At 76.0% G+C, this 18,561-nt stretch carries 18 protein-coding genes; 12 read left to right on the top strand and 6 right to left on the bottom strand.

All coding sequences use genetic code 11. The features are described 5' to 3' along the window. Positions 1-69 precede the first annotated feature (69 nt). The gene (locus tag ESG85_RS14655) at positions 70-870 is read left to right on the top strand and encodes a GntR family transcriptional regulator (RefSeq protein WP_128979337.1); all 801 of its coding nucleotides are present in this window, start codon (positions 70-72) and stop codon (positions 868-870) included. Positions 871-930: 60 nt separating this feature from the next. On the opposite strand, the gene ESG85_RS14650 is transcribed toward ESG85_RS14655, so the two are convergent. Together ESG85_RS14650 and ESG85_RS14645 are read right to left on the bottom strand one after the other, a co-directional pair. After that, positions 931-2,463, bottom strand: a complete 1,533-nt coding sequence (locus ESG85_RS14650; protein WP_128979335.1) for an amino acid permease — start codon at positions 2,461-2,463, stop codon at positions 931-933. Positions 2,464-2,619: 156 nt separating this feature from the next. After that, positions 2,620-3,615 (bottom strand): hypothetical protein, encoded by a 996-nt coding sequence (locus ESG85_RS14645; RefSeq protein WP_128979333.1) that lies wholly within the window; start codon positions 3,613-3,615, stop codon positions 2,620-2,622. 327 nt (positions 3,616-3,942) lie between these two features. Between ESG85_RS14645 and ESG85_RS14640 the strand changes: the two genes are divergently transcribed. The 7 genes from ESG85_RS14640 (at position 3,943) to ESG85_RS14615 (ending at position 10,910) form a co-directional block, all read left to right on the top strand. After that, positions 3,943-5,388: an FGGY family carbohydrate kinase gene (locus tag ESG85_RS14640; protein WP_128979331.1), complete on the top strand. Its 1,446-nt coding sequence runs from the start codon at positions 3,943-3,945 to the stop codon at positions 5,386-5,388. Next, positions 5,385-6,806 carry an FAD-dependent oxidoreductase gene (locus ESG85_RS14635; protein WP_128979329.1) on the top strand — a complete coding sequence of 474 codons (1,422 nt, stop codon included), beginning with the start codon at positions 5,385-5,387 and terminating at the stop codon, positions 6,804-6,806. Before ESG85_RS14640 ends, ESG85_RS14635 begins: the two co-directional genes overlap by 4 nt. Beyond that, positions 6,803-8,074: an FAD-dependent oxidoreductase gene (locus ESG85_RS14630; protein ID WP_128979327.1), complete on the top strand. Its 1,272-nt coding sequence runs from the start codon at positions 6,803-6,805 to the stop codon at positions 8,072-8,074. Before ESG85_RS14635 ends, ESG85_RS14630 begins: the two co-directional genes overlap by 4 nt. Positions 8,075-8,170: 96 nt before the next feature. Further along, positions 8,171-8,641, top strand: coding sequence for an NUDIX hydrolase (locus ESG85_RS14625; protein ID WP_128979325.1), 471 nt, complete (start codon positions 8,171-8,173; stop codon positions 8,639-8,641). 139 nt (positions 8,642-8,780) lie between these two features. After that, positions 8,781-9,026: a hypothetical protein gene (locus ESG85_RS14620; protein WP_128979323.1), complete on the top strand. Its 246-nt coding sequence runs from the start codon at positions 8,781-8,783 to the stop codon at positions 9,024-9,026. Positions 9,027-9,148: 122 nt separating this feature from the next. Beyond that, positions 9,149-9,295: a hypothetical protein gene (locus ESG85_RS35485; protein WP_219825194.1), complete on the top strand. Its 147-nt coding sequence runs from the start codon at positions 9,149-9,151 to the stop codon at positions 9,293-9,295. Between the two features lie 166 nt (positions 9,296-9,461). Then, the gene (locus ESG85_RS14615; RefSeq protein WP_128979321.1) at positions 9,462-10,910 is read left to right on the top strand and encodes a D-alanyl-D-alanine carboxypeptidase family protein; all 1,449 of its coding nucleotides are present in this window, start codon (positions 9,462-9,464) and stop codon (positions 10,908-10,910) included. Positions 10,911-11,009: 99 nt separating this feature from the next. On the opposite strand, the gene ESG85_RS14610 is transcribed toward ESG85_RS14615, so the two are convergent. Beyond that, the gene (locus ESG85_RS14610) at positions 11,010-11,426 is read right to left on the bottom strand and encodes a DUF3040 domain-containing protein (RefSeq protein ID WP_128979319.1); all 417 of its coding nucleotides are present in this window, start codon (positions 11,424-11,426) and stop codon (positions 11,010-11,012) included. Between the two features lie 151 nt (positions 11,427-11,577). Next, the gene (locus ESG85_RS14605; protein WP_128979318.1) at positions 11,578-11,799 is read right to left on the bottom strand and encodes a DUF5133 domain-containing protein; all 222 of its coding nucleotides are present in this window, start codon (positions 11,797-11,799) and stop codon (positions 11,578-11,580) included. 182 nt (positions 11,800-11,981) lie between these two features. On the opposite strand from ESG85_RS14605, the gene ESG85_RS14600 reads away from it, so the two are divergent. From ESG85_RS14600 to ESG85_RS14585, 4 genes are all read left to right on the top strand, one after another. Further along, on the top strand, positions 11,982-13,019 hold the full coding sequence (locus tag ESG85_RS14600) for an NAD-dependent epimerase/dehydratase family protein (RefSeq protein ID WP_128979317.1): 1,038 nt from the start codon (positions 11,982-11,984) through the stop codon (positions 13,017-13,019). Between the two features lie 200 nt (positions 13,020-13,219). Beyond that, on the top strand, positions 13,220-14,581 hold the full coding sequence (locus ESG85_RS14595) for an acyl-CoA dehydrogenase family protein (protein WP_246095027.1): 1,362 nt from the start codon (positions 13,220-13,222) through the stop codon (positions 14,579-14,581). Positions 14,582-14,766: 185 nt separating this feature from the next. Then, complete coding sequence (locus ESG85_RS14590; RefSeq protein WP_128979316.1) at positions 14,767-15,654, top strand: universal stress protein; 888 nt, start codon at positions 14,767-14,769, stop codon at positions 15,652-15,654. 115 nt (positions 15,655-15,769) lie between these two features. Next, positions 15,770-16,540 (top strand): CAP domain-containing protein, encoded by a 771-nt coding sequence (locus ESG85_RS14585; RefSeq protein WP_246095025.1) that lies wholly within the window; start codon positions 15,770-15,772, stop codon positions 16,538-16,540. A gap of 26 nt (positions 16,541-16,566) precedes the next feature. On the opposite strand, the gene ESG85_RS14580 is transcribed toward ESG85_RS14585, so the two are convergent. Together ESG85_RS14580 and ESG85_RS14575 are read right to left on the bottom strand one after the other, a co-directional pair. Continuing rightward, positions 16,567-18,141, bottom strand: coding sequence for a sigma-70 family RNA polymerase sigma factor (locus tag ESG85_RS14580; RefSeq protein WP_128979315.1), 1,575 nt, complete (start codon positions 18,139-18,141; stop codon positions 16,567-16,569). A 75-nt stretch (positions 18,142-18,216) separates the two neighbouring features. Next, on the bottom strand, positions 18,217-18,507 hold the full coding sequence (locus ESG85_RS14575; RefSeq protein WP_128979314.1) for a hypothetical protein: 291 nt from the start codon (positions 18,505-18,507) through the stop codon (positions 18,217-18,219). Positions 18,508-18,561: the final 54 nt, after the last annotated feature.

Genomic DNA, 18,561 nt, shown 5'->3' with positions numbered 1-18,561 from the left:
ACCGAGCAATGGTTGAACCATGCACGACGCAGCATGACGGAACCACGCACGACAGAGAGGGTCCGAGACATGGCCGAGCCCGTTCCCGAGCACGGGACGACGGCGGCGCTTCCGCTCTACCTCCGGGTGGCCCGCGCACTGCGGGACGACCTCGCCCAGCGCCGCATCTCCCCCGGCAGCCGGCTTCCTTCCGAACGCCTGCTCGCCCACCGCTACCACGTCAACCGGCAGACCGTCCGCAGCGCGCTCCAACTCCTGCGCGACGAACGGCTCGTGGTGACGGACCGGCGCGGCACCTTCGCCGCCGACGCCGCCCACGACCAGCGGTCCGCCGTCACGGCCGCCACCCCGTGCCGGCGCACCTTCCCGGGCGGGCCCAGGGTCACCGACTCGCTGGTGCGCGCCACGCTGTCCTGGGAGGCGCCGCCGGTGGCGCCGGCCGGCCGGATGGCCCTGGCGCCCGGCGAGCCCACGCTGGTCCACCGCCATGTGGTGCTGGCCCCGGCGGGCGAGTGCCTGCAACGCTCGGTCACCTGGTTCTCCCGGGCCGCGCTCGCGGAGATCCCGCAGCTCGGCCGCTACCGTCGGCGCGCCGAACGGTCCGGGCAGCCGGACCTGCGGCTGCTCTACCACTGGATGCACCAGGCCGGACTGCGCACCACCCACCGGGAGTCGATCGGCGTCCCGCCCCACCCGCCGCGGACGGGCGCGGCGGACGGGACACCGGGGACGGACGGGCCGGGCGGGGCCGACGCCGCCCGGCTCTGCGTCCACCGGGTGGTGAGCGACCAGCACGGGCACGTCCTGGAGATCACGGACATCGACTTCGCGGCCCGGACGGGGGCCTGGACCTACGAGTTCGGCGGCTGAGCCGCGCTCCGGCCCCGGGACGGCGCGGGCCTCCGCCGGGGCCCACGCCGCCCGCTCCTCTCAGACGATGCCCTCGGCGATCTCCGCCTCCTCGCGGGCGTTGCCGTACGTCTGCGGCGTGCCGTACGAGCGGCGGGCGACGTACCACCAGACGCTGGCCAGCAGGAGCACGACGACCAGCGCGATCACCGCGTAGTTCATGGTGTCGACGGTGACCGGGGAGCTCTGCGGCAGGCAGAACAGCACCGTGACGAGCGCGACCCAGACGACCGCGGTCCAGCCGATCGGCTTGCTCCAGCGGCCCAGGTTCCAGGGGCCGGGCGTGAACTTCCGGCCCGCGCGCAGGCGCAGCAGGATCGGGATGGCGTAGGCCGGGGTGATGCCGATGACGTTGATCGCGGTGACGGCGCCGTAGGCGGTGGCCGAGTACAGCGACGGCAGCGCGAGCAGTGCGGCGACCACGACCGAGAGCCACACGGCGGGCACCGGCGTGTGGGTGCGGCTGCTGACCCGGCGCCATACCGAGGAACCCGGCAGGGCGTTGTCGCGACTGAACGCGAAGACCATCCGGCTGGCGGCGGCGACCTCGGCGTTGCCGCAGAAGAGCTGGGCCACGATCACCACGAGCAGCAGGGCCTTGGCGCCACCCTCGCCGAGCGCGTCCAGGAGGATCTGGGCGGGCGGCACGCCGGTGGCCGTGTTCTGGGTGCCCGCGTAGTCCTGGATGGCGAAGGTGAGCCCCGCGAGCAGCACGAAGCCCGCGATCCAGGACACCCAGATGGCGCGGACGATGCCCTTGGCGGCGGCCACGGAGGCGTTGGCGGTCTCCTCCGAGAGGTGGGCGGAGGCGTCGTACCCGGAGAAGGTGTACTGCGCGAGCAGCAGGCCGATGGCGGCCACGTAGAACGGGTTCGCCCAGCCGGTGTCGTTGACGAACTCGGTGAAGACGAAGCTCGCGGACTGGTGCTGGTCGGGGACGATCACGAGCGCGCCGACGATGAGGGCCACGCCGCCCAGGTGCCACCAGACGCTGACCGAGTTGAGCAGGCTGACCAGCCGGACCCCGTTGAGGTTGAGCACGGCGTGCAGCAGCAGGATCGCCAGGAAGATCAGGAAGGTGGACTGGGCCGTGGGCTCGATGCCCCACTGGAGGTTGAGGAAGGCGCCGGTGAACAGGGCGGCGCCGTAGTCGATTCCGGCGATGGCACCGAGCAGACCGAGCAGGTTCAGCCAGCCGGTGTACCAGCCCCAGCGACGGCCGCCGAGCCGGTCGGCCATGTAGTACAGCGCTCCGGAGGTCGGGTAGGCGCTGGTGACCTCGGCGAGCGCGAGGCCGACGCACAGCACGAACAGGCCGACGCCCGCCCAGCCCCACATCATGACGGCCGGTCCGCCGGTCCCGAGCCCGAAGCCGTACAGGGTCATGCAGCCGGACAGGATGGAGATGACCGAGAAGCTGATCGCGAAGTTGCCGAAGCCGCCCATCCGGCGGGCGAGGACGGGCTGGTAGCCGAGCTCTCTGAGCCGGGCCTCCTCGTCCCTCGCGGCCGGTGGCGGCTTGCGTATCGCGTCGGTGGGAGCGGTGCGGGACATGCGTTCCTCCGGGGGAAGGGGACGGACTGCGCCGTACGGGGATACGACGGGGAGCGGGGGGGGCGTGCGGGTCGCGCCGCGGGGGCGCGTGGGTCGCGCCGCGGGGCGGGGCGCGTGCACCGCGCGGGGGCGCGGGCTCGGGAGGGCCCGACGGCGTCAGGGGCCGCCGCGGGATCCGGGGCCACCGAGGCAGCGGGCCCGCGCCCGCTGGAAGACCTCCTCGGCCGGTTCGCGCTCCTCGGGGCGGTCGGTGCGGTACGACCAGGGCTGGGGGGTCCAGTACGGACCCAGGGCTTCGAACACCCGGGCGGCGTCGGAGAACTTCAGCGCGCCGTAGAGGGCGTGGGCCAGGTGGTTGAGGTCGAGCAGACTGGCCTCGTCGGTGGCGCTGAACAGGAACCAGGCGTCCATGGCCCGGTCGGCGTCGCGGACCGCGTCCTCGGCGACCCAGTGCAGGTCGAGGGCGCGTTCGTGGCCGCGGTCGCGACGGTAGCGCTCGACCCTCACATACAGCGGCAGGGCGTGTAAGGCGGAGCCGACGGGGGCCGAGGAGGCGGCCCACTGGGCGTAGTTGACGGCCTCGGAGAGGGGTCCCGGCCGCCGGGCGTACACGAACTGCAGCATCCGGTGGTGCGCCTCGCGGTTGTACGGGTCGCGCTTCTCGGCCTCGGCGAGCAGTCCCCAGGGGCCGGGCGGCAGCATCGGCGCGGGCGGCGGGAGCCGGTGTTCCTCCATGCGCTGCTGGGCGTCGAGCACGGAGAGCGCGAGCCGGCAGACCCAGGGGACGGGGTCGGCCGGGGCGCGGTCGACGGCGTCGAGGCAGGCGGTCCAGGCCTCCTGCCAGAGTTCGCGGGTGCGGGCATGGGCGCCGCGGTGGGCGCGCACGGCCCGTTCGACGGCCACCCGCGCGTGCATGACGGCCGCCGCGGCGGAGTCGGGTTCCTCGGTGCGCCAGGTCGCGACGACGTCGGTGCCGGCGGCGACGGCGGCGAGGACCTGGGTGCGCCGGGTCCAGGCCGGCCAGCCGGCCGTCTCGTCGAGCACGCGGGCCATCGCCACCCAGCGGCCGGTGCGCAGCTCCTGCACGGCGCCGCGCAGGGCGTGGTCATGGCCGGCCGGATGGTAGACGGGCCGGAAGCCGTGCCCGGCCATCAGGTGGCGGGGCGGGAAGTGGGCGACATGATTCCTCGGTGCGGTGGGCGGAGGGGGTGGTCAGTCCCCTGGGGTGTCCCGGCTGTCCCGGCCGTTGATCGGCGATCACTATAGAGGTTGCCGGATGTGATCGATCCACTTTTCTCTGTGACCGCAACTATCCGGCCAACGACCGAATTTGACATCACGTCATCAGTGGGTTCGGACCTGACGGCCTCGCCTCCGGCGCCTTGACGTGACGCCCCCGCTGCATCAGGCTGACCCGTTCCACGCCAGGAACGCGATCAAGGACCACCAGGAACCCATGAACGGCAGGGAGTCGCACACATGACGGGCCCGGTACTCGCCGTCGACCAGGGCACATCGGGCACCAAGGCCCTCGTCGTCTGCCCCGAACGCGGAGTGCTCGGCACCGGTTTCGCCCCGGTCCGCCCGCGCGCCCTGCCCGGCGGCCTCGTCGAGGTCGACCCCCGTGAGCTGTACGACTCCGTCGTCACGGCGGGTCGCGCCGCGCTCGCCGAGGCCGGGGAACCGGTCGTCGCCGTCGGTCTGGCCAACCAGGGCGAGACCGTGCTCGCCTGGGATCCCGCGACCGGCGAGCCGCTCACCGACGCCCTCGTCTGGCAGGATCGCAGAGCCGCCGCGATCTGCTCCGAACTCGCCCCCCGTGCCCAGGAGTTGACACGGATCACCGGATTGCCGCTCGATCCCTACTTCGCCGCCCCGAAGATGGCTTGGATCCGCCGCCACCTCACCGGCGCGGGCGTGGTCACCACCAGCGACGCCTGGCTCGTGCACCGGCTCACGCGTGCCTTCGTCACCGACGCCGCCACCGCCGGCCGCACCGGACTGCTCGACCTCGACGCCGTCGCCTGGTCCGATGCCGCGCTCGACGCCTACGGCCTCGGCGGCGAGCCGCTGCCACGGGTGGTGGACTGCGACACACCGGTCGGCACCACCACCGCCTTCGGCCCGCCGCTGCCGCTCACCGGACTCCTCGTCGACCAGCAGGCCGCGCTCCTCGCCCAGGACGTCACCGCGCCCGGCGCCGCCAAGTGCACCTACGGCACCGGCGCCTTCCTCCTCGCCCAGACCGGGCCCGCGCCGCGCCGGGGCGACTCCGGACTCGTCGCCTGTGTCGCCTGGCGGCTCGGCGGGCGCAGCAGCTACTGCCTCGACGGGCAGGTGTACACGGCCGCGTCCGCCGTGCGCTGGCTCACCGACCTCGGCGTGATCGCCGGACCCGGGGAACTCGATCCGGTCGGCGGCGCCGTCCCGGACGCCGGCGGCGTCACCTTCGTCCCGGCCCTCGCCGGACTCGCGGCGCCCTGGTGGCGCGGCGACGTGCGCGGCGCGGTCACCGGGCTCGGCCTCGACACCGGTCCCGGCCAACTGGTCCGCGCGCTGTGCGAGGGCATCGCCGCCCAGGTCGCCGAACTCGCCGCAGCCGCCGCAGCGGACCTGGGGACACCGCTGACCACCCTGCGGGTCGACGGCGGACTGACCCGTTCCGCGCTGCTCATGCAGACCCAGGCCGACCTCCTCCAGCGCCCGGTCGAGGTCTCCGCGCTGCCCGACGCCACCGCACTCGGCGTCGCCGCCGTCGCCCGGCTCGGACACACGCCCGGCCTGGCCGTCCGCGAGGCCGTGCCGGAGTGGAAGCCGTCGGCCGTGTACGAGCCGCGCATCACCGCCGACGAGGCGGCGGAGCGGCTCGGCCGCTTCCGTACGGCCGTGGCGGCCCTCCTCGCCGCCGGCGACGGCGCCCCGTGAGCGTCACCCGCCGCGGCGTCCCGCCGGACACCCCGGCGCCCGGCGGGGCGTACGACGTCGTCGTGGTCGGCGCGGGGGTGGTGGGCTGCGCGATCGCCCGCGAACTGGCGCGCCACCCGTTGCGGGTCGCGCTCGTCGAGGCCTCCGGCGACATCGGCGAGGGCAGCTCCAAGGCCAACACCGCGATCCTGCACACGGGTTTCGACGCCGTCCCCGGCACCCTGGAGTCCCGGATGGTCCGCGAGGGCGGGCGGCTGCTCGCCGCGTACGCCGAGGAGACCGGCATTCCGGTCGAGCGCGTGGGCGCCCTGCTGGTCGCCTGGGACGAGGAGCAGCTGGCCGCCCTGCCCCGGCTCGCCGACAAGGCCCGGCGCAACGGCTACCACCGCACCCGCCCGCTCTCCGCCGCCGAGCTCTACGCCCGCGAGCCGTGTCTCGGCCCCGGAGCGCTCGGCGCCCTGGAGGTGCCCGACGAGGCGATCGTCTGCCCCTGGACCACGCCGCTCGCGTACGCCACCCAGGCCGTGCGCTCCGGCGTCGACCTCCATCTGGACTGCCCGGTGGAGGAGGTGCGGCCCGGCGGCGCCGCGGAGCCGCACCGGCTCGTCACACGGCGCGGCGTGCTGCGCACCCGCTTCCTGGTCAACGCCTGCGGGCTGTACGCGGACGCCTTCGACGCGCTGCTCGGGCGGAAGGACTTCACGGTCACCCCGCGCCGCGGTCAGCTCGTCGTCTTCGACAAGTTCGCCCGCGAGCTGGTCCGGCACATCCTGCTGCCGGTGCCCGGCGCGCTCGGCAAGGGCGTGCTGATCGCGCCGACCGTGTACGGCAACGTGATGCTCGGGCCGACCGCCGAGGACCTCACGGACAAGGCCGCGACCGGCTCGACCGCCGAAGGGCTCGCGGCGCTGCGGGCCCAGGGCCGCCGGATCCTGCCCGGGCTCCTCGACGAGGAGGTCACCGCCGTCTACGCGGGGCTGCGGGCCGCGACCGGGGCCGAGGACTACCGCGTCGCCGCCCACCCCGAACTGCGGTACGTCACCGTCGGCGGCATCCGCTCCACCGGCCTCACCGCCTCCCTGGCGCTCGGCCGGCACACGGTGGAGCTGCTCGCCGGCGCGGGCCTGGAGCTCGGCCCCGAACGGCCGTTGGCGCCGGTGCGCATGCCGAACCTCGGCGAGGCCTTCCCCCGCCCGTACCGCGACGCCGGCCTCATCGCCCGCGACCCCGCGTACGGCACGATCGTCTGCCACTGCGAGCGGGTGACCCTGGGCGAGATCCGTGACGCGCTCGCCTCCACCGTGCCGCCCGCGTCGCTGGACGGGCTGCGCCGCAGGACCCGGGCCAGGGCGGGGCGCTGTCAGGGCTTCTCCTGCGGGGCGGCCGTCCGTTCGCTGTTCGAGGAGGGCGTGCGATGAGCGACGGTCCCGGGGTTCCCGGAGGCGCCGACCCGTCCGGCGGTCGCCTGGAGCGTGCGGTCGACGTGCTGGTGGTCGGCGGCGGACCGGCCGGGCTCGCCGCCGCCGCGCGGCTCGCGGTGGCCGGAGCGGGCCGGGTCGAGGTGCTGGAACGGGACCGGGCGGCGGGCGGGGTGCCGCGGCACTGCGGGCGCGGCGGATTCGGCGGCTTCACCGGCCCGGTGTTCGCCCGCCGTGCGGTGCGCGCGGCGGTCCGGGCCGGAGCGGCGGTACGGACCGGGGCGGGCGCGACGGGCTGGGCGGGGCCGCTCACCGTGGAGGTGACGGCGCCGACCGGGCCCGAGCGGATCACCGCCCGCGCGGTGGTGCTCGCGACCGGTGCGCGGGAACGGCCGCGCAGTGCCCGCCTGGTGCCGGGCACGCGGCCCGCAGGGGTGCTGAGCACCGGTGAACTCCAGCAGTCCGTCGAGCTGTTCGGGCTGCGCGGTGGGCGGATCGGACGGCGTGCGGTCGTCGTCGGCTCCGACCCGGTCGCCCGGCACGCGGCCCGAACACTGCGCGGGGCCGGGGTCACGGTGGTCGCGACCGTCGCCGACCGGCCGTACGGGCCGCGGCTCGGCGGCGGACCCGTGCTGCGCGGGGCGACGGTCGTCGAACTCGTGGGCCGGGGGCGGCTGTCGGGCGTCGTGGTGCGCGGCGCGGACGGTCGCACGGGTCTGCTGCGCTGCGACACGCTGGTGTTCACCGGCGACTGGCTGCCGGACCACGAGCTGGCCCGCTCCGGCGGCGTGCCGCTGGACCCGGGCACCCGCGGCCCGTCCGTCGATCCGGGGCTGCGCACCTCGGTGCCGGGCGTGTTCGCGGCGGGCAACCTGCTGCGGGGCGTCGAGCCCGCGGTGGTCGCGGCGGCCGAGGGCCGGACGGTGGCGGACGCCGTCCACGCACACCTGGCGGGCGCGCCCTGGCCCGGCCCCGGCGTCCCCCTGCGCGCCGAGGGCGCTCTGCGTCATCTGTCCCCCGGCCGCCTCCCCGTCGGTCCGGCCGCCGGGCCCGCGCCCACGGTGCTGCTGCGCCCCGCCGAACGGCTCCCGGCCCCGCTCCTGACCGTCCGCCAGGGCGACCGGCTCCTGTACGAGTGCCGCGTCCCGGCGCTGCTCGAACCGCACCGCTCGCTGCGGCACCCGGCGCATTGGGCGGTGGACGCGGACCCGACGGGCGGCGCGGTGACGTTGCGGCTGGCCGCGGAGGACGGGACGGTCCCGGTCTGACCGCCGGCCGGGTGGTCGCCCGACCTCGCCCCCGCACGCGCGTGCGGGGGCGACGCGGGGGTGTGCGCGGGCGACGGGTCCGTCACACTGAGCCGTATGCACGGGAAGCGCAGCGCCGGTCTCCTTCTCTTCCGACGGTCGCCTGACGGCACCGTGGAGGTGCTCATCGGCCATATGGGCGGCCCTCTCTGGGCCGCGCGCCACGAGGCCGCGTGGTCGATCCCCAAGGGCGAGTACGAGCCCGAAGAGGAGCCGCGGGCTGCCGCGCGCCGGGAGTTCGAGGAGGAACTGGGGCTGGCCGCCCCCGACGGCGAGTGGATCGCGCTCGGCGAGAACCGGCAGAAGAACGGAAAGCTCGTCACCGTGTGGGCGCTGGAGGGCGATCTGGACCCGGAGCTGGTGGTGCCGGGGACGTTCACCATGGAGTGGCCGCGGGGTTCGGGCGTGTGGCGGGAGTTCCCGGAGATCGACCGCGTCGGCTGGTTCGGCCCGGGGCAGGCGGAGCCGCTCCTGGTCGCGGGGCAGCGGGTGTTCCTGGAAAGGCTGGCCGCGCATCTGGACAGCTGACGGCGGGCGACGGACGCACGGGTGGAACGGGTCCGGGGGCGCGTCCGACATGCCCCGGCGGGCCGGGTTCGGGCCCACTGTCAGACCCGTGCGAGAGGGTAGGACGAGACAGCCTCAGACCGTCGAGAGGGAGCCCGACATGACGACCGTCACCGGCCGCGAGCGCGCCGCAGCCCAGGCCTATCTCCGGCTGCTCGAATCCACCCAGGCCGTGCTCTCCGACCCGCGTCTCGAGCCGTACGCCGCGGCGATGCTGACGCATCCGATGGCGGAGGCGGACGCAGCCCTGCGGGAGGCGGGGCTCTCCGGCAACGAGGCGCATCTGTTGCGCCTGGTGGCGGCGCTCCGGGCCTCCCCCGCCGCAGAACGGGGCAGGGCCCGGTGAGACGGCCGTCCGCCCGGGCCCGGCGCTGAGGCACGCACTCGGCCCGGGACGGCGGCCCGGTACGGCCACCCCGCTCCGGCCGGCAGAGGCGGGGCGGGCGTGCCGCCCCGGGGACGAGCAGGGTGAACCCGGACGCGCTCGCCGTACATCTCGTGGAGCTCGGTCGCGAGACGGTGAGCGAGGACGGCGCCGCCGCAGACGATCTGGTGTTCGGGCGTGGCCGGTGCGGCGTCGGCGAGGGCAACGGGCCTGCTGCGATGCGGGAGTGAGACCACGTCACGAGGAGGCCCCGTCGCTCCGGCGGTCCGGCCGGGCCCTCACCGGCGCGGACGGACGCACCGGGGGCCGGACGGCGTGACGCCGTCCGACACGCCGGCTACGCCGGTCGGCGCACTGTGATCTGCGGTGCGGGAGCCGCGTTCCTAGGGTGGCTGAATGATCGTCACGCCAGCTGTCCGTCATACCGCCGTCGGCGCCGCGGCGCTGCTGCTCGCCCTGCCGGTCCCGCTCGTCGCCCCGGCGGCCTCCGCCGCCCCGTCCGTCCGCGCTGCCCGGGCCGCACAGCCGGGCTCGGCCGCCCGCCCCGTCCCGGCCGGGCACCTCGCCCCGGCCGGGCACTCCGCCCCGCGCGTCGACGCCGCCGCGCCCGCGCTTCCTGCCGCGGGCCCTGCGGAGCCCACCCCGCCCGCGCGTCGATTCGTGGACCGGACGCGGCTCGACCGCCCAGGGGTGCAGGTGCAGCCGCTGCGCGGCGCGCCGGCGCTGCCGTCGGTCTCCGCGCTCTCCTGGGTGGTGGCCGACGCGTCGACGGGCGAGGTCCTCGCCGCGCGCGACGCCCACAAACCGCTGCCGCCCGCCAGCACCCTGAAGGCGCTGTTCGCCCTCACGGCGATGCCGCACCACGACCCCGACGAGCGCCACACGGTCGAGGACGCGGAACTGACCGGCATCGGCGAGGGCAGCAGCCTGGTGGGCGTGAAGGAGGGCTACACCTACAAGGTGTCCGATCTGTGGAACGGAGTGTTCCTCAGCTCGGGCAACGACGCCGTGCACGTGCTCGCCGCGATGAACGGCGGCTGGAAGTCGATGGCCCGGAAGATGCAGGAGAAGGCCCGCGCCCTCGGCGCCCGCGACACACGCGTGGTGTCCCCGGACGGCTACGACGCGCCGGGCCAGGTCTCGTCGGCGTACGACCTGGCGGTCTTCGGGCGGGCGGGGCTGCAGGACCCGCAGTTCACCCGCTACTGCTCGACGCGGTACGCCGACTTCCCGGCCGGCTCGTGGTCGTACGGCATCGCCAACACCAACCGACTCCTCACCGGCGAGAACGGCGTGGCCCGCTACCCGGGACTGATCGGCGTCAAGAACGGCTACACGACGAACGCGGGCAACACGCTCATCTCCGCGGCCAGACGCGGGGACCGGACCCTGGTGGTGTCGGTGATGAACCCACAGTCCGGCGGCGGTTTCGCGGTGTACGAGGAGACCAGGCGGCTGCTCGACTGGGGCTTCGCCGCCGCGGGCCGGGTACGGCCGGTCGGATCGCTGCTGCCGGGGAAGGAGCGGCGCGAGGCACCGGCGAAGGAGCAGGTACGGACCCGCGAGCAGGCGGACGGCGGGGCGCGGGGGCACGAACCGCGGCCGTCGGAGGTGCGGGCGCAGGCCGGTCCCGAATCGGGTGACGCGCTGCGGCTGATGGCCTCGACCGGCGGCACGAAGCCGATCGCGCGGACGGGTGCGCACACGACCGACCCGGAGAACGCACCCGGGAGGGCGGCGCCCTCCGGCCCCGCGGCCGGCCTGCCGCTGGCCCTCGTGGGCTCGGCCCTCGGCGCGGCGCTCTCGCTGTGGCTGTGGCGGCGCTTCGGGGCGCGCGGCAACTGAGGGGCAGGGGCGGCCGGGGCTCGGCACGGCCCACCAGTAGCGGCGTCCCACGGCGGACGGGACGCCCGCGACGCCCCGCCGCGCCCGGCCGGACGACTGCTACGGCGCGCCGGACGGACCGGCGGGGCCCGTCGGACCGGTCGGGCCCGGTGGGCCCGGTGGGCCCGTCGGGCCGAGGTCGTCGTCGGCGGGGCGGAGCCGTTCGTCTCCGGTGAGGTGGCGGCGCGACCAGCGGACCAGCAGACGCAGGAGACAGACCAGGATCAGGACCCAGACGACGGCGAAGCTCCAGATGAGGGCCGGGGACTCGGTCGCCACGGCCGACACGAGCAGCAGGAGCGCCACGAGCCCGAGCAGGGCGGTAACGAGGCCGGCGAGCCGGCGCGCGCCGGGCCGGCGCTGCCGCCGGCGCCGGGGGGAACCGAGGGCCCGGGCGAGTCCGTGGTCCGCTCCGAGACCTGCCTCGATCTCCGCGAGGATCCGCCGCTCGCGGGGTGAAAGCTGGGCGCCGTCCATCGCTGCCACCTCCCGCCCGTGGGCACGTCCGGCCGCCGTCCGCCCCGACCACCGGCGGCTACCCGGCACGGTCCCGTCGAACCGCCCTGGAGGGCCTCCGGGAAGAGCACCGGGCGGAGCCCTCCGCGGACGCCCTCCAGGGCACGGTCCACTAGCGCTGCGCCGTGGCGGGCGGGCGCTCCGCCGTGTAGCGCTCGGCGGCGCGGACGGCTTCGCGTGCGGTGCGCTCCCCCATGAGGACGCACAGCGTGTAAGCGGTGTCCTCGAACCGCCTGCGGGCCGGCACGTCGTACGGCCGTGCCAGGACCAGCCGTTCCTGCGAGCGGTAGCTTCGCAGCAGACGGTCGATCGTGTTGCGGTCGGGGAGCAGCATCCGGTCCTCCTGTACGGCCTGACCCCCCTCGTACGATCCCTCCATCGTGGGTGCACATGCTCACAAGCGCGAGCCATGCCGTCACCGACGGTGACGTCCGGGTGAGGGTCGCACCCCGGGGGCCCTTCCGCGTCCGGGTGCCCCCGCGTGCGCGGGCGGCGACGATGACGGAAGGTCGAGACATGAACCCGAGCGAGCGGCTGCGCGTGGTCGTCACCGGTGCCACCGGCAACGTGGGGACGAGCCTGATGCGCGCCCTGGAGCGCGAGCCCCGCGTGGCGTCGGTGCTCGGCCTGTCGCGGCGCCGGCCACCGCTGACCCTCGCGAAGACCGAGTGGGCGGAGGTGGACCTGTCGCTGGAGGGCGACGAGGCGAGGCTCGCCCGGTACGTGGCGGACGCCGACGCCGTGGTCCATCTGGCCTGGCGCTTCCAGCCCACCCACGATCCGGCGACCACGTGGCAGAGCAACGTCCTCGGTTCGGTACGGGTCTTCGACGCGGTGGCGGCGGCGCGCGTCCCGGTCCTGGTCTGCGCCTCGTCGGTCGGCGCCTACTCCCCCGGGCCCGGGAACGGCGCGCCCGTGTCGGAGTCCTGGCCGACGCACGGCTGGCCGGGGGCGGCGTACACCCGCGAGAAGGCCTACGTGGAGCGGCTCCTGGACGTCTTCGAGCGCGACCATCCGCAGACCCGGGTGGTGCGGATGCGGCCGGGCTTCCTGTTCAAGGAGGAGTCGGCGAGCGAGCAGCGGCGGATCTTCGCGGGCCGCTGGCTGCCGGGTCAGCTCTTCCGGCCCGACCTGCTGCCGCTGGTTCCCGATCCGGACGGACTGCGCTTCCAGGTCCTGCACACGGACGACGCGGCCGACGCCTATCTGCGGGCCCTGCTCCGGGACGTCCGGGGCGCGTTCAACCTGGCGGCGGACCCGGTGGTCGACGCCGAGGTGCTGGGCGGGATGTTCGCCGCGCGCCCGGTGAGGGTGCCGAGCTCGGCGGTCCGTGGCGCGCTGGCCACGGCCTGGCGGATGCGGGCGGTTCCGGCCTCGCCCGACCTGTTCGACGCCGTGCTGCGGCTGCCGTTGATGGCGACGGAGCGGGCGCGGCGCGACCTGGAGTGGACGCCGGCCAGGACCTCGGTGGAGGCCCTTGAGGCGTTCCTGCGCGGGGTCAGGGCGGGCGGCGGCGACGCCACGGAACCGCTGGCGGGCCGCCGCTTCGGCTGAGGGCCGGGCGCCGCGTCGACCGCCGGGCGTCGGGCCCGACCGGACGCCGCCGGGCGTCGAGCCCGGTCGCCATGCCCTCGGCGGCGTCCAGCTGACGAGACGTCATTGCCCGTGATGCGGACGGCCCTTGGGGTGCGGGCATGCCCTCTGACAGTATCCCTACTATTCCAGTGGGGATACTAGGGATCATGTGAGGTGCCGTGAGTACGTCGAAGAAGTCCACGCGTCCCCCCGTCGTGCCGCCCGGCGGTCCCCCCGTGGTGCCGCCCCGCGGTCCCCGCGACCGCCCGCCCGGACGGCGCGACGCCCACCCGGCCGACCGCCCCGCCGACGAGACCTGGCGGCGCGTCACCCGTGAGCTCGCCGACGACCTGGCCGCCGACGCGATATCCCGCGACCGGGCGGTCAGGGCTCCGTTCGACGAGGTCGCCCGGCTCCAGGAGGCGGGTCTGCCGGCCCTCCTCACCGCGCCGGGACCGCACGGGAGCGGCGCCGACTGGCGTACGGCCTGCGGGGTGATCCGGGAGATCTCGGCCGCCGACGGCTCCGTGGGCGAACTCCTCGCCCACCACTGCGTGTTGTCCTGGACCACCCGCTTCCTCGGCCCGGCGGCGCGCACGCCCGGCCTGGACGCCCGCACCGCCGAGGAACGCTGGCTGCTCGCCGGCGCCGTCGAACCGGGCGGTGCCGACCCGGACCGCGACGGGCTCGCGCTCACCCCGGCCGGCGGCGGAGCCCACGTACTCGACGGACTGCGGGCCTTCGCCTCCGGTGTCACGGTCGCCGACCGGCTCGTCGTCGGCACCCGCTGTACGGAGTCGGGCGACCTGCTGCTCGTCCTCGTCGACCCGGCGCACCCGGGCGTGCGCACCGATCCGTACCCCGACCGGGTGGGCCAGCGGCTTGCCGGCGCGGGCACCGTCGGCTTCGACCGGGTGCCGGTCGCGCCCGACCAGGTGCTCGGCGCGCTGCCCCGCGACGAGCACGCCGTCACCCCCTACCCGACGCTCGCGCCGCTCGCGCTGCGGCTGCTGCTCGTGCACGTGGCCCTCGGCGTCACCGAGGGCGCGCTGGCCGAGGCCCGGGACGTCAGCCGCGCCGGACAGGCCGCCGCGACCCACGCCGGCGGCCCGGCGGCGGGACCGTACGGCCCCTCGTCCGCGCACGCCGGGGACGACCCGTATCTCCTGCGCTCCTACGGGGAGCTGGCGACGGCCGCGCACGCCGCCGCCGCGGTGGTCGAGCGGGCGACCGACGCCCTCGCCCGCGGGCTGCTCGCCGGGTCCTTCCTGGACGTCGAGGAGCGCTCCGACATCGCCGTGCTCGTCGCCGCGGCGGAGACGGTCGCCCACCGGGTGGCCCTGGACGTCACCACACGGGTCCTCCAGCTCGTGGACCCGGCCGCCGCCGACCCGTACGGCACCGGCCCCGGTCCGGGCTTCGACCGCTTCTGGCGCAACGTCCGCGCGCTCACCGCCGCGGTGCCGCCGGACCACCGGCTCCGCGACATCGGTGACCACTACCTGAACGGCACCCACGCCCGCCTCACCCTTCCGGCGTAATCACCACGCCGCCGCCCTCGGCCGGCCCGGGGTCCGTCCCGTCGTGATCACCGGGCGTACCGAGGCCCGCGGCGCCCCGGATCGGGACCTCCGGCCCTGTACCCGGGCGGCCCTCCGGCGCCAAGCTGGAGGAGGCGGCCGCGCCGACCGGCCGGCCGCCGAACCGAACGGACGGAGGCATCCTGATGAGTCGTGAGATCGTCGCGGGAGTGGACGGTTCCCCGGAGAGCCTGGCCGCGGCGGACTGGGCCGCGCGCGAGGCACTGCACCGGGACCTCCCGCTGCGACTCGTGCACGCCTGGCGCTGGGAGCCCCTCGACCTGCCGCTGGCCCAGGACCCGTCGGCGCAGCAGCGGGCCGCCCGCGAGGTGCTGGGCGCGGCCGAGGCGACGCTGACCGAGCGCTACCCGGACGTCCCGCTGAGCATCGAGCTCGTCGGCGACACTCCGGTGTCCGCGCTCCTCGGCACCACCGGGCGGGCCGAACTGCTCGCCCTCGGCTCGCGCGGCCACGGCGCCGTGACGGGCTTCCTGCTCGGCTCGTACGGGCAGCAGGTCATCGCCGCCGCCACGGTGCCGGTCGTCGCGGTCCGCTCCCGCGACGGCGCGCCGGCCGAACCGCCCGCCGGGGAGGTCCTGGTGGGCCAGCACGGCAGTCCGGAGGACAGCGCCGCCGTCCTGCGCTTCGCCTTCGAGACGGCGGCGGCGCGCGGTGCGTCCGTACGGGCGGTGCGGGCCTGGAGCCTGCCGTCGCTGTACGCGTACAGCCCGTCCTCGCTGATGCTGGCCGACGAGGCCGGCGGACTCGTGCCGTACGAGGAGAAGGCGCTGCGCGAGGCCCTGGCGCCGTGGCGGGAGCGCCACCCCGACGTCCCGGTGACCGAGCACGTCGAGCTGGGCAGCGCCGGTCAGGTGCTGCTGTCGGGTTCCGGCGCGGCGCAGCTGCTCGTGGTGGGGCGGCGGGCGCGGCGCGGGGCGCTCGGCGGGCGGATCGGCTCGGTGGCGCACGCGGCGCTGCACCTGGCGCCGTGCCCCGTGGCGGTGGTGCCGCAGGATGTTGACCCACGGGATTGACGAGGGGTGTCGCGCTCTCCGCGGACGGAAAGTATGACCGCCGTCGCCCCGGTGGCCTCCTCGGCACCCGGACGCCGGCGGCCCCGACGACGAGCGGACGAGAGAGCGGAGCTCCATGCAGCACGACACGCACGACGCGGCCCTTGCCCCGGAGGACGGCCGCGGGCGGACCGCGGGCGGACGGCACCGGGCGGGCGGCCCGCTCCTCGGGTCCGTCCGCGCTCCGCTCCGCCGCCCCCGGTCCGTCCGCCGGCCGTTCCGCCCGCGGTTCCCTGGCCGGGACGCCGCCGCGGACGTCAGGGGCGGGCCGTCCTTCCGTACGACGGTGGCCGTCGCGGGCGCGCTGGCGACGGCGCTGACGGTGGCGACGGGGCTGTACGCGATGACGCAGGCGGGCGCGGCGGGCGCGGAGTCGCGTGCCGTGGCGGGACGTGACCCGGCCGTGCTGCCCGCGGCACCCGCGGCGGCGGTGGAGGCCGCGCCGCGGGCGGCGGGTTCCGCCGCACGGTACGTCTCCGAGGTGATCGCCCTCGTCAACGCCGAGCGGAGGAAGGCGGGCTGCGGCCCGTTGCGGTCCGACGCCCGGCTGAAGGCGGCGGCGCAGCGCCACGCCGACGACATGGCCGAGCACGACTACTACGCGCACTCCGACCGGCGGGGGCGCGACGCGGGCGCCAGGATCTCGGCGGCCGGCTACCTCTGGGCGTCGTGGGGCGAGAACATCCACCGCGGCCCGCACGAGCCCGCGCACGCGGTGGACGAGTGGATGAACAGCGAGGGCCACCGCAGGAACATCCTCAACTGCTCGTTCGAGGACGTCGGCGTCGGCGTCAACATGAACGGGAACGGGCCCTGGTGGGTCCAGGACTTCGCGAGGCGCCGCTGACCCACCGGCCGGATGCCCCGCCGCCCTCAGGAACGCCCCGGGGCGGCGAGCTCCTGGACCCAGATCGTGCCGTCGGGGCCGGGCACCGCGGCGACGCCGGTGTGCCGGTAGCGGCAGTCGAGCAGGTTCGCGCGGTGCGGCGGGTCGGCCATCCAGGAGGCGACGACGGACGCGGGGGCCCGTTGTCCCTGGGCGAGGTTCTCCGCCCAGGCGCTCCAGGAGTAGCCCTCGGCCGTCAGGCGGGTGCCCGAGTCGGTGCCCTCCGGGTCGATGTGGGAGAGGTAGCGGCGCTCGGCCATGTCCTGCCCGAACGCCCGGGCCACGGCGGTGAGCCGCGGCTCGGCCCGCAGCGGCCCGCACCCGGCCGCCGCCCGGTGCCGGTTGACGATCCGGGTGACCTGCTCCTCGGTGCTCGGCCGGGGCGCCGTGGTGCGGCTCGGGGTGGGCGAGGGCGTCGGCGAGGGCGAGGGCGGCGGTGCCATGGTCCGGGTGGCGACGGGAGCGGCCGGTGGGGTGACGGACGGCTGCGCCAGCGTGCGGTCGGCGGGGCCGCTCGGCACGAGCAGCAGCAGCGCCGCTCCCAGGGCGACGACCGCGCCGCCGACGACGAGGAGCCCGGGACGCCCGGCGAGGCCGGAGCCGGCCGGCACGGCGGCCGAGCCGCCGCCGGAGGGAACGGCGCCGGTGACGCCCGCGCCGGCGGGATCCGCTCCTGTGGAGACCGGGCCGGCGGGATCCGCGCCCGCCGGGGCGGCGGCACCCGGCGCAGCCCCGTCGCCCGGCACCGTCGCCGCGGCGGTCTCCAGGCCCGGCGCCCCGCTCCCCCGGCCCGCCCAGGCGAGCAGCGGCGGGACCAGGGCGAGGCCCACGAGCAGGCCCTCGGCGGGTGCGAGGCCGGAGCGGCTGGGGGCACAGTGCGGGCACGCGTCGAGGTGGCGGGCCAGTCGCTTGCGCCAGAGCGGCGAGGGCCGGCCGTCCCAGGTGGCGGTGGCGCCGGCCAGGCCCGGGCAGGGCGGTACGGCGGCGAGCGCGCGCACGACGGCGCGGCCGGTCTCCAGGCGCTCCTTCATGCGCTGGACGCGGACGGCGGCGTGCCGGGGCGGAATGTCGAGGGCGGCGGCCAGTTCGGCGCGGCTCAGTTCGCCCGCGGCCTCCAGCCACCACAGGGAGAGCACCTCGCGGTCGTCCTCGTCGAGCCAGCGGGTGGCCTCGGCGACCTCGCGGCGCTGCCCGGTGAGGCCGAGCCGCAGGATGGCGAGGCCGGTGAAGTCACCGGCGGGGTCGGCGAGGGCCGCGGCCCGGTCGAGGCCGGGCAGCGGCGCCTGCCGGTTCTCCCGCCAGCGGCGCCGTACGCGGTTCATGGCGATGGCGACGAGCCAGGAGCGGAAGCGGGCCGGGTCGCGCAGCGCGGGCAGCCCGTCGAGGGCCCGGACCATCGTGTCCTGCACGAGGTCGTCGACGTCGGCGTGGCCGTCCAGGGCGCGGCCGACGATGTTGTAGACGAGCGGCATGTAGGCCCGTACCAGCGCGTCCTCGGCGCGCACGTCACCCGCCCGCGCCGCTTCGACGAGGTCGGCGGTGCGGTGCTCGTCTTCGTGCATGTCCCCTGCTCTCCTCGGGTCCCGTTTCCTGTTGCGTGGAGGAGACCCGCGGGAGCGGCCGGGACAACACTTTTTCTAGCCGGAGAGGTGCGGAAGGGTCGGCACGGTGGCGCCTGCCCCGGCCCGTACGGCCGCGACGACGGCGTCGTGGAGATCCCGGCTCTCCTCCTCGGATCCACAGGGGACCGGACTGCCCGACATGGTGAACCAGTCGGATGCGCCGCTGTACTGCACGGCCACTCGTGCCTCGCCGTCGATGTAGGTGGTGTGCACGGTCAGGTCGCCCGTGAGGACACCGGCCTCGACGGTGAGCACCCCGCCACGCCCGGTGTAGACACCGGCGGTCGTCCATGATGCCCAGCTCATCCATCCAGATTCACACCCGTTCGGCGGATGCGCCACCGACGGGACGACCTCGAC

Source organism: Streptomyces roseicoloratus (assembly GCF_004117935.1).
Lineage (GTDB): Bacteria > Actinomycetota > Actinomycetes > Streptomycetales > Streptomycetaceae > Streptomyces > Streptomyces roseicoloratus.
The sequence above is the reverse complement of the archived record's forward strand: the minus strand, read 5'-3'. Positions and strand labels throughout refer to the sequence as shown.